Origin of the sequence: Mesorhizobium sp. WSM4311, assembly GCF_002295115.1 — a bacterium.
In the GTDB taxonomy this organism is placed as follows: domain Bacteria; phylum Pseudomonadota; class Alphaproteobacteria; order Rhizobiales; family Rhizobiaceae; genus Mesorhizobium.
The window spans coordinates 1-1,406 of record NZ_NSFV01000039.1 but is presented as its reverse complement, the minus strand read 5'-3'; the positions used below and the strand labels follow the sequence as shown (position 1 = coordinate 1,406).

The 1,406-nt window shown below is 52.8% G+C and carries 1 protein-coding gene; it reads left to right on the top strand.

What is annotated here, in order from left to right; translation table 11 throughout:
• On the top strand, window positions 1–1,406 hold a 1,406-nt coding region (locus CK226_RS35310; protein WP_179301192.1), incomplete at both ends, for a hypothetical protein.

Here is a 1,406-nt window from a genome sequence, read left to right as displayed (position 1 = left end):
GAGGAGGGAGGGAGAGGAGGAAGGGAAAGGGGGAGAGGAAAAGGGGAGAAGAGAAGAGAAGGAGGGAGAGAGAGAAGGGGAGAGGGGGAAGGAGAGGAAGGAAAGGAAAGGAAGAGAAAGGGAAGGGGAAAAAAAGGGAAGGGAGAAAAGGGGAAGAAAGGAAAGGAAGGAAGAAAGGAAAAAAGAGAAGGAGAAGGAGAGGAAGGAGAAAAAGAAAAAGAAAAAAAAGAAGAAAGAAGGGGAGGAGGAGAAGAAAGGGGGGGAGGGGGAAGGGGAGGGGGAGAGGAAGGGGAAGAAGAGGGGAGGGGGGAAAGAGGGAGAGGAAAGAAAAGGAAGGGAGAGGAGGAGGGAGAAGGGGGGAGGGAGGAAGGGAAAGGAGAGAGAGAGGAAGAGAAAAAAAAAGGGGAGAGAAAGAAGAGAGGAGGGGGGAAGAGGGGAGGAAGAAGGGGGGGGAGAGAAGGAAGAGGAAGGAGGAAAGGGGAAGAGAGAAGAGGAAAGGAAGGGGAAGGAGGGGGAGAAGAGGGGAGAGGAGAGAAGGAAAAGGGAGAAGAAAGGAGAGAAGAGGGGGGGAAGGGAAAGAAAAGAGAGAGAGAGGGGGAGAAGGGGAGGAAGAGGGAGAAGGGAGGGAGGGGAAGGAAAAAAGGGAAAGGAGGAAAAGAGGGGAAGAAGGAAGGGAGAGGGGGAGGGGGGGGAGAGGAAGAAGAGGGGGGGAGAGGGGGAGGGGAGAAGAGGGGGAAGAGGGAGGGGAGGGGGGAAAAGAGGGGAAGGAAGGGAGGGAAGAGGGGGGGGGGGAAAGAGGAGAAGGGGGAGAAAGGGAGAAAGAAGGGAAAGAGGAAGGGGAGGAAGAAGGGAGGGAAGGAGGGAGAGGAGGAAAGGAGGAAGAGAAGAGGGAGGAAGAGGAGAAAGGAGAGGGGAGGGGGGAGAAGGAAGAAGGGGAGGAAGAGGGGGGGGAGGAAGAAGGAGGAAGGAGGGGAAGAGAAGAAAAGGGGGAAGGAAAAGGAGAGAGAAGGAAAAGGAAAGAAGAAGGGGAGGGGGAGAGGGAAGGGGGGGGGGAGGAGGGGGAGGGGAAGGGGGAGAGAAGAAGGGAGAAGAAGGGAGGAGAGAAAAAGAAAAAGGAAGAAGAAAAAGAAAAGAGGGGGGAGAAAAAAAGAGGAAAGAGAAAAGAGGAAGAAAAGAAGGAAAGAAGAGGAGAGGAAAAGATGGGGGGAGAAGAAAAGAGAGAAAAAAGAGAAATGGAAAAAAGAAAAAAAAAGAAAAGGAGAAAAAAGAGAAAAAGAGAAAAATATAGGGGGGCAGAGTGAGATGGGAATAAGAGAAAGACGAGAGAAAAGAGGGATAATCGAGAAGGATGGGATAGAAGGATTGAAAGGAGGGGCGGAAGAAGAGGAAGTGGGTGTCGTCAGACG